Origin of the sequence: Anaerophaga thermohalophila str. Valhall, assembly GCF_000250735.1 — a bacterium.
Classification (GTDB): Bacteria; Bacteroidota; Bacteroidia; order Bacteroidales; family Marinilabiliaceae; genus Anaerophaga; species Anaerophaga thermohalophila_A.
This window is the reverse complement of record NZ_AHZV01000307.1, coordinates 1-696: the sequence shown is the minus strand read 5'-3', so window position 1 is coordinate 696 and position 696 is coordinate 1. Positions and strand designations below refer to the sequence as shown.

1 pseudogene is annotated in these 696 nt (G+C 39.9%); it reads right to left on the bottom strand.

Annotation, left to right across the window (positions count from 1 at the left end):
* Positions 1-211: 211 nt before the first annotated feature.
* Positions 212-469, bottom strand: a pseudogene (locus tag OQ5_RS23280) (hypothetical protein); the annotation flags it as partial.
* Positions 470-696: the final 227 nt, after the last annotated feature.

Here is a 696-nt window from a genome sequence, read left to right as displayed (position 1 = left end):
ATATATTGATTTTTTCAGTGAAATCAGGGATGATGGAGGAAGAAATTATTTCAGGCTGGTAATACTCTTATGCCATTGTGCTTGCTCTTTTTTAATAAATTACGTAAGCCTTCGGTCTCTCACGTATTGTAAAAAGTAAAAATTTTCCCCAAGCCGGGGAATGCCGGCCTGGGAGTTGGATTTTTCTAAGTTCTACTGGAATCTATTGGAATTAGTTGGAGCTTTCAGAGAAATTCCGGCAATTGTTGGATTTTTTCCAATTGTGAGGCAAAAGATCGGCCAGGTCCAGATCGTAGTTGCTATGGTACAATGCAATTTTGGCCAACACATCGGTCATCCACTCTCGGGAATTAACATCACTGGCTTTACAGCATCCCAACAAAAAATACATGATGGCAGCATTTTCTGCGGCGCCATGGTTACTACAAAACAGATATCCTTTTCTTCCAACGGCCAGGTGCCTGATGGCTCTTAGGGAGGTCTTGCATTATTTTAATTCCACTATGGTACGATTGGGAGCTTCTCTTTGCAAAGAGGTAAGAGAGTGAAGAACCGGATTTCAATTCCACCATGGTACGATTGGGAGTTTTTTAGCTTTATATAGTTAACAATATATTATTTATATTTCAATTCCACCATGGTACGATTGGGAGAAGCTTCCAAGAAAGTTATTTCCGTCGATTGACTTCTGCATTT